Origin of the sequence: Streptococcus pseudopneumoniae, from assembly GCF_001074975.1 — a bacterium.
Classification (GTDB): domain Bacteria; phylum Bacillota; class Bacilli; order Lactobacillales; family Streptococcaceae; genus Streptococcus; species Streptococcus pseudopneumoniae_D.
This window is the reverse complement of sequence record NZ_JUUO01000122.1, coordinates 5,000-5,252: the sequence shown is the minus strand read 5'-3', so window position 1 is coordinate 5,252 and position 253 is coordinate 5,000.

Sequence of the window (253 nt, the reverse complement as noted above, 5' to 3'; positions counted from 1 at the left end):
CGCCTTTTCACGGCGGTAACACGGGTTCGAATCCCGTACGGACTATGGTATGTTGCAGATGGAACACTTGATGAAAAAAGTTTTAAAAAACTTAAAAAAGTTTCAAAAAAGTGTTGACAAGCGAAAGCGACTGTGATATACTAATATAGTTGTCACTTGAGAGAAGTGAGTGACAAAGACCTTTGAAAACTGAACAAGACGAACCAATGTGCAGGGCACTACAACTAAGGTTGTAGTACTGAACAATGAAAAA